General features: G+C 61.4%; 2 protein-coding genes. One reads left to right on the forward strand and one right to left on the reverse strand.

Going from position 1 to position 290, the window contains the following annotated elements; genetic code table 11:
* Window positions 1-154: DUF3861 family protein (locus J0A67_RS23645; RefSeq protein ID WP_206571688.1), on the forward strand; the 154-nt coding region annotated here is incomplete at its 5' end.
* A gap of 27 nt (window positions 155-181) precedes the next feature.
* On the opposite strand, the gene J0A67_RS23650 is transcribed toward J0A67_RS23645, so the two are convergent.
* Window positions 182-274, reverse strand: a complete 93-nt coding sequence (locus J0A67_RS23650; protein ID WP_498366379.1) for a winged helix-turn-helix domain-containing protein — start codon at window positions 272-274, stop codon at window positions 182-184.
* Between the last annotated feature and the right edge of the window lie 16 nt (window positions 275-290).

A 290-nucleotide genomic window follows, 5' to 3' on the forward strand; every position in this document is an offset into this window, starting at 1 on the left:
GAACTTCGGCCCCGAGCAGAGCGCGGCTTTTGCCGTGGGGTTGAAGCTGTTCTCCGAAGTGATGATCGAAAACCGCAAACACCCGGTGTTCGCTCCGCTGCGCGAGGCGTTTAAGGAGTTTATGGTCGGATTGAAGAAGGGCCCGGCGGCGTAAAGGCGCGGCAAACCGCGCCCTCCGGGGTTAAGGCATGAAGCGATAGCCGACGCCGGTTTCGGTCAGCAGGTGTTTGGGCCGGGCCGGATCGGCTTCGAGCTTCTGCCGCAAATGGCCCATGTAGATGCGCAGATAG

This window comes from Algoriphagus aestuariicola, from assembly GCF_017254835.1.
Lineage (GTDB): Bacteria > Bacteroidota > Bacteroidia > Cytophagales > Cyclobacteriaceae > Algoriphagus > Algoriphagus aestuariicola.